General features: G+C 76.0%; 8 protein-coding genes. 2 read left to right on the top strand and 6 right to left on the bottom strand.

Annotation, left to right across the window (positions count from 1 at the left end):
- Positions 1-298: 298 nt before the first annotated feature.
- The 5 genes from KME75_RS39250 to KME75_RS39230 form a co-directional block, all read right to left on the bottom strand.
- Positions 299-1,039: a GntR family transcriptional regulator gene (locus tag KME75_RS39250; protein WP_219420042.1), complete on the bottom strand. Its 741-nt coding sequence runs from the start codon at positions 1,037-1,039 to the stop codon at positions 299-301.
- Positions 1,040-1,111: 72 nt separating this feature from the next.
- Positions 1,112-1,315 carry a hypothetical protein gene (locus KME75_RS39245; protein WP_219420044.1) on the bottom strand — a complete coding sequence of 68 codons (204 nt, stop codon included), beginning with the start codon at positions 1,313-1,315 and terminating at the stop codon, positions 1,112-1,114.
- Positions 1,316-1,496: 181 nt separating this feature from the next.
- A complete protein-coding gene (locus KME75_RS39240; RefSeq protein WP_219420040.1) occupies positions 1,497-2,495 on the bottom strand; it encodes an ATP-binding cassette domain-containing protein in 999 nt (332 codons plus the stop codon).
- Positions 2,492-3,193, bottom strand: a complete 702-nt coding sequence (locus tag KME75_RS39235; RefSeq protein WP_219420039.1) for an ABC transporter permease — start codon at positions 3,191-3,193, stop codon at positions 2,492-2,494. The genes KME75_RS39240 and KME75_RS39235 overlap by 4 nt, the downstream gene beginning before the upstream one ends.
- Positions 3,193-4,014 (bottom strand): ABC transporter substrate-binding protein, encoded by an 822-nt coding sequence (locus tag KME75_RS39230; protein ID WP_219420038.1) that lies wholly within the window; start codon positions 4,012-4,014, stop codon positions 3,193-3,195. Before KME75_RS39230 ends, KME75_RS39235 begins: the two co-directional genes overlap by 1 nt.
- A gap of 38 nt (positions 4,015-4,052) precedes the next feature.
- Between KME75_RS39230 and KME75_RS39225 the strand changes: the two genes are divergently transcribed.
- Positions 4,053-4,970 (top strand): GntR family transcriptional regulator, encoded by a 918-nt coding sequence (locus tag KME75_RS39225; protein WP_219420037.1) that lies wholly within the window; start codon positions 4,053-4,055, stop codon positions 4,968-4,970.
- Here the strand turns inward: KME75_RS39225 and KME75_RS39220 are convergent.
- On the bottom strand, positions 4,925-5,683 hold the full coding sequence (locus tag KME75_RS39220) for an alpha/beta fold hydrolase (protein WP_219420035.1): 759 nt from the start codon (positions 5,681-5,683) through the stop codon (positions 4,925-4,927). The genes KME75_RS39225 and KME75_RS39220 overlap by 46 nt on opposite strands.
- A gap of 321 nt (positions 5,684-6,004) precedes the next feature.
- On the opposite strand from KME75_RS39220, the gene KME75_RS39215 reads away from it, so the two are divergent.
- Positions 6,005-6,244, top strand: a 240-nt coding sequence (locus tag KME75_RS39215; protein WP_219420034.1) for a DUF3040 domain-containing protein, incomplete at its 3' end; no start/stop codon positions are given.

Genomic DNA, 6,244 nt, shown 5'->3' with positions numbered 1-6,244 from the left:
GGTCGTTGGAGATCCGCACCGTCTCCAACCGCTCGCCCGGACTCGGTCATCCGCACCAGCACCGACCGCCGCCGATGCAGATCGATCCCGACAATCTGCCGTCCCGCGTACTGTTCGCTCACAAGGGGCCTCCTCGAATCGTGCGACGTGCGCACCCCGAGCATGAGCCGGGAGTCACGAGGAGCGGAGGGCCCGCTCCTTCATCACATCAGGAAAGCCACGTTCCAGTCATTCAGCGTCCGGAACGTGGCCTTCCTGACAGTCGGCGCCGGGGGTCGCGGGCGCCGGCCGCGGCGGGTCAGCGGGCCGTGACCGTCATCTCGAAGGAGTACAGCGCCGCCCGGTACACGTGCTGGCCGTACTCGACCGGGCGGCCGGCGTCGTCGAAGGCGGTGCGCTGCAGCGTGAGGAGCGTGGCGCCGCGCGGCTCGTGCAGCAGCGCCGCCTCGGCCGCGGTGGCCTTGCGGGCGCCGATGACCTGGTCGGCCACCCGGATGTCGATGCCCGCCGCGCGCAGGAGCCGGTAGAGGCCGCGCTCGGCGAGCGCCTCGGCGGTGATCCCGGTGTCGGCGCGCAGCTGGTTCTGCATGATCGCGAGCGGTTCGTCGCCCGCGTACCGCAGCCGGCGCACGGAGAGCACCTCGGTGCCCGGCTCGACGGCGAGCGCGGCGGCCACCTCGGACGCCGCGGGCCCGACCTCGCAGGAGAGCACCTCGGTGCGCGGCTGCCTGCCCGCCCGGTCGAGGTCGTCGTAGAGGCTGGTGAGCTCCACCTGCCGGCGCACCCGGTTGGTGACGACCTGGGTGCCGACGCCGCGCTTGCGCGCCAGGAGGCCCTTGTCGACGAGGTGCTGCATCGCCTGCCGGACGGTGGGGCGGGACAGGCCGAGCTGGTCGGCGAGGGCGATCTCGTTGTCCAGGCGCGCGCCCGGCGCGAGCTCACCGGACTCGATGAGGTGCTGCAGGCGCTGCGCGACCTGGAAGTACAGCGGCACCGGGCTGGACCGGTCGATCGTGATCAGTCGCTCGAGAGGCTCCATGCTGCTCCTCCCGGCGTCGCCCTCGGTCGAATTGTAGTGACGTAACGTCACATTCTCACGCCGAGGTCCGGGTCACTGCCGGGCGGCCCGCTTCCCCTCCGCGTCGAGGCCGAGCATGGCGAGCATCTCGGCGCAGTCGGCCGCGTCGAGCGAGCGCCCTGCCACCACCCGGGCGGCGCGCCGGTTCTGCAGGTCGTTGGTCACCTCGAGAGCGGCCTGGGCGGCGGCGAACCGCCCGTTCTCGTCGCCGCGGGAAGAGTTTCCGGTCCTGCTCATGCGTCCGTGACTCCCTCAGTCGTCCCGCAGCCGCAGCCGCCGAGGGCGGTGCGGGTGCGCGACCGTGCGCCAGGGGGCGATCTGCGCGAGGCGGGCACGTGCGGTGCCCTCCCGACCTGGCCCGCCGACCCTACCCCGCGACGGCCCGCCGGCGCCTGATCGAGCGACCCGCGCCCCGCCGTCACCTGCGGGCACCCGCCGCGGTGACCGGGCGGGCGTCGGCCTCGGCCAGCGCGACGACGACCGCGCTGCCCGGGCGGAGCCCGTCGGCGCCGGGCCCGAGGCAGGCCAGGGTGCCCACCGCGGTGTCCACGTCCACCCGGGTCCCGCCGCCGAGCGGCACGATCCGGCGCACCTCGCCGGGTACGGCGAGCGCGTCGGGCCCGGGTGCGGCGAGCAGCGCCCGGCAGTGCTCGGGGCGCGCCGCGAGCAGCTCGGGCCGCCCGGTGACGGCGGGCGGCAGCAGGTTGGTGCGGCCGACCAGCCGCGCGCAGTCGGCGTCGGCGGGGCGGTCGAGCACCTCCTCGGTCGGGCCGAGCTGGCGGATCCGGCCGGCGATGAGCAGCGCGGTCTCCCCCGCCAGCGCGCGGGCCTCGTGCCGGTCGTGCGTGACGAGCACGGTCGCCGTGTCGAGGCCGTCGAGGGCGGCCCGCAGGTCGGCGAGCAGGTCGGTGCGGGTGCTGGCGTCGAGCCCGGTGAACGGCTCGTCCAGCAGCAGCACCCGGGGCGCGACGGCGAGCGCGCGGGCCAGCGCCACCCGCTGGGCCTCCCCGCCCGACAGCGTGTGCGCGTCCCGGTCGGCCAGGTGCGCGACGCCGAGCGCGGCGAGCCACGGCGCCGCCCGCCGGGCCGCCTCGTCCCGGCGGACGCCGCGCAGCCGCAGCCCGGCGGCGGCGTTCGCGGCCACCGTCCCGCGGCGCAGGATCGGCCGCTGCAGCACAGCGGCGACGGCCGTCCGCAGGTCCCGGGTCGTGGCCGGCCGCCCGTCGAGGCGCACCTCGCCCGTGCGGCGCAGCCCGCCGAGGTGCCCGAGCGCACGCAGCAGCGTCGACTTGCCCGCGCCGTTCGGCCCGAGCACCGCGAGGGCCGCCCCGGCGGCGACGTCGAGCCGCTCCACGTGCAGCAGGTCCCGGCCGCGCACACCCACCCGCAGGTCCCGGCACCCGATCCGGGACGTCATACGGCCCGCATCGACCGCTGCTGCGTGAGCGTCAGCACCAGGTTCACCGCGAACGCGATCCCCAGCAGGATCAGCCCGAACGCGATGGCGAGGGCGAACTCTCCGCGGCTCGTGGCGAGCACCGCGGCCGTGGTGAGCACGCGCGTCTGCCCGGCGATGTTGCCCCCCACCATCTGCGCGGCGCCGACCTCGCTCACCACCGCCCCGAAGGCGGCCATCCCGGCCGCGAGCAGCGGCAGCCGCGCCTCGACCAGCAGCGCGAGCAGCGCCCTGAACCGGGTCGCGCCCAGCGCGTGGCACTGCACGAGGAAGTCCGGGTCCACCTGCTGCAGCGCCGCGGCCACCAGCGCGACGACGACCGGCGTGGCGATCGCCGCCTGGGCCAGCACCATCGCGGTCGGCGTGTAGAGCAGCCCGAGCGCGCCGAACGGCCCGCTGCGCCACAGCAGCACCGTGACGAAGAGCCCCACGACCACGGGCGGCAGCCCCATCCCCGTGTTGGCCGCGGCGAGCACGATCCGCCTGCCCCGGAAGCTCGTGAGGGCCACCGCCGCGCCCAGCGGCACTCCGACGAGCGCCGCGAGCAGGGTGGCCGTCAGCGAGACGCGCAGGGTCAGCAGTGTGATCGCCCAGGTGTCGGCGTCGCCGCCGGCCAGCAGCCGCAGCGCCTCGGCCAGGCCGTCGAACAGGACGTCCATCAGCCGGCCGGCTCCGGCTCACCCGCGTCCGGGACGAACAGCGGCTGCCCGAACTCGGCCACCCCGAACTCCCCGATGCGCTGCTGGGCCGCGGGAGCGGTGATCCAGTCGGCGAAGGCGGCCGCGCCGTCGGGCCGCACGCGCTCGCCGGCCCGCGTCGTCATCTCGATCACGTGGTAGATGTTCAGCAGGCCGGGGTCCCCCTCCCCGAGCACGGCGAGTCCCCCGGGTTGGCTCAGGTAGGTGGCCCGGTCGGCGAGGGTGTAGGCGCCCTTCTCCGCAGCCACCCGCAGCGTGGCGCCCATCCCCTGCCCGGTCTCCTGGTACCAGCCGCCGCCCGGGCTGATCCCGGCCCGTTCCCAGAGCGCCTTCTCCCGCGCGTGCGTGCCGGAGTCGTCGCCGCGGGAGACGAACAGCGCACCCGAGGACGCGATCCGCGCCATCGCCTCGCCCACGGCGGCCCCGCGGACCCCGGCCGGGTCGCCCTCCGGCCCCACCAGGACGAAGTCGTTGTGCATGACGAGCAGCCGCCGCCCCACGGTGCCCTCGGCCACGAACCCCTCCTCGGCGGCGGGCGAGTGCACCAGCAGCACGTCGGCCTCGCCGCGCCGGCCGAGCTCGATCGCCTGCCCGCTGCCGACGGCGATCGTCTGCACCTGCCAACGGGTGTCCTCCGTGAACGCCGGGACCAGCTCGTCGAGCAGGCCGGAGTCCTGCGTGCTGGTGGTGGTGGCGAGGATCAGCGACCGCTCGGCGGAGGTTCCCGGGGCGCTGCACCCTACGAGCAGCAACGCGGCCAGGACGGCGAGAACTGCTCGCATCTGAGCTAGCACAGAGCGGGAGAATAGGGTGTCCTCCCGTGACGCGGTACCGGGAGATGTGCGCCGACCTGGCCGGCCGGATCAGCGCGGGCGAGCTGCCCGCGGGCGCCGAGCTGCCCGGGGTGCGCGAGCTGGCCCAGCGGTTCGCCACCACGGCGTCGACGGTCGGGCGGGCGCAGCGGGTGCTGGCCGACGCCGGCGTGATCGTCACCGCCGACCGCCGTCGCGCGCGCGTCGCCCGCGACGGCGCGCTCGCCGCACGCCGGTTCCTGCACGCCGAGCGCGTGTTCCGGCTCGCGGGCAGCGACGACCCCGCGCTGGACGTGCTCACCCGCCACCTCGGCCGCGCCGTGCAGAGCGTCGGCGCCGACGGCAGCTTCGGCGGCCTGCGCGCGCTCCGGCAGGGCCGGGCCGACGGCGCCGCCGTGCACCTGATGCACCACAGCGGCGTCTACAACGCGCCGTTCGCCCGCGGCCTGCTGCGCGGATGGCGCCCGCACCTGATCCACCTCTGGCGTCGCGAACAGGGCCTGATCGTGCCGCCGGGCAACCCACGCGGCCTCGCGACCGCCGCCGATCTGGCACCGCTGCGGATGGCCAGGCGCGGGCCGGGAACCGGCACCCGCGTGCTGCTCGACCGGCTGCTGCTCGCCGCAGGCCGCGACCCGGACGCCGTGCGCGGACCGGAGACCGGCTCGCACCTGGAGACGGCACTCGCGGTGGCGGCCGGCGTCGCCGACGCCGGGCTCGGGGTGCGCTCGGTGGCCCGCGACCTGGACCTGGACTTCGTGCCGCTGGTGACCGAGGACTACGACGTGGTGCTCGCCGCGGACGCGCTGGAGGCGGCGACCCCGCTGGTCGCCGCGCTGCACGACGACGGCGTGCGTGCCGCGATCGGCGAGCTCGGCGGCTACGACACCGCGGGCTCCGGGCGGGTCGACGCGCTGGGGCCCTGATCCGCGGCGGACTGCTCGGCCCGATGCCCGTCGGCCCAGCCCGCGAGCCGGGGCACCAGCGAGGTGTAGAGGTCGGGGTCCTTGCCCATCGCGCTGTGGCTGCACCACACCTCGGCCCACTCGGCGGCCGGGTCCTGGCAGGACCGCCACCCGACCACCCCGTCCTCCCGGGAGTAGATCGCGAGCGCGGGCACCTGCAGCGGCGCGGCGAGCCCGTCGGCGGCGTCGTCGCGGCAGGCACCGCCGAGGCAGTCGGCGGTGAGCAGGCCGCGGACCCCGAGCGTGGACAGCCGCACGATCACGCGGCAGACGGTGAGCGCGAAGCCGCTCGCGTCCAGCGGATCGAGGATCGGGCTGCCGAGCATCACCAGCCCGCGCACCAGGTCCGGCCGCCGCACCGCGACGAGCCTGCTCAGCCATCCCCCGCGGCTGTGCCCGAGCAGGACGACGGGACCGCCGGTGGCGGCGGCGTGCTCGGCCACCCGCTTCTCGAGCCTGCCGACCAGGTCGGTGGTGCACCCCAGGTTCAGCGCCAGGCCGGCGCCGGTCGGCCGGTAGCCGCGGCGGGCGAGCCAGCGCCGGAGCGTGCCCATGCTCGCGTCCGCGCCACCGAAACCGGGCACGACGACCACACCCAGCCCGGCCCCTTCGTCCGCGTCCGCCTCGACCCACACCGGATGCTGCCGCAGCGACACCTCACCGACCCCCGCCACGGGGCCCAGCTGCCGCACTAGGGCGCGTCTGGCGGACCCTGGATCGCGGTCCTGGCGCCCAGATCGCCCCTGGCGGCGTTGTCGGCCCGACCGGATACGCCAGGTATGACGGCTCGAGCCTCCGCCTTGCCAGGAACGATCTGGATCACCAGGCCCATCGACCCAGATCCACCAGACACGCCCTAGGGCCTGCACCGCCTGCCGCACCCCGGAACGCACCACCGCCGCATCACTGGCCGTCACGCCGCCCACCTCTTCAGCCGATCACAGGTCCCTCACCCGTGCAGGTGCAGCGGGCTGTTCGGCGGGTACCCGGTCCGCATGCTCGCAGACCGACCCCACGGCCGCCGCCTCACCGCCGCCGAGCGGATGCGGCTGGAAGAACTCGAACGGCGACTCCGCGAGGACGACCCGGAACTGGCCGAAGCGCTGCGCGGCGGGCGCCCGCGGCAGGAGCGACCACGACCGCTCGTGATCGCGATCAGCGCGGCGGCCGCCCTCGTCCTGGTCGTGCTGGCCGCGGTCGTCGGCGGCCCGGCCGCCGCGGCGGCGATGCTGCTG

Source organism: Pseudonocardia nigra (assembly GCF_019396355.1).
Lineage (GTDB): Bacteria > Actinomycetota > Actinomycetes > Mycobacteriales > Pseudonocardiaceae > Pseudonocardia > Pseudonocardia nigra.
The sequence above is the reverse complement of the archived record's forward strand: the minus strand, read 5'-3'. Positions and strand labels throughout refer to the sequence as shown.